Raw genomic sequence first — 280 nt, 5'->3', positions numbered from 1 at the left:
TGATTGTCGATCTAGTGGCCGGTATTAGCGCTACAGTCTATGTCTCGGTTACTGCTTACTATACCCACCAACAAGCCGAAGCCTTACATAAGGCCAAGCACCAGATTCAGACACAAAGAGAGCAGTCTATATCGCTTTCTCACAAGCTTGCTAAATACCTATCTCCACAAGTCTGGCAGTCAATTTTTACCGGCGAACGTGACGTGCGCCTGGAAACACAGCGCAAGCGTCTATCTATCTTCTTCTCTGACATCAAAGGTTTTACAGAGCTGTCGGAAGA

Annotated in this window: 1 pseudogene; it reads left to right on the top strand. The window is 46.8% G+C overall.

The annotated features are described in order from the left end of the window. A pseudogene (locus tag A3766_RS10555) lies at window positions 1–280 on the top strand (adenylate cyclase); the annotation flags it as partial.

Source organism: Oleiphilus sp. HI0132 (assembly GCF_001635845.1).
The sequence above is the reverse complement of the archived record's forward strand: the minus strand, read 5'-3'. Positions and strand labels throughout refer to the sequence as shown.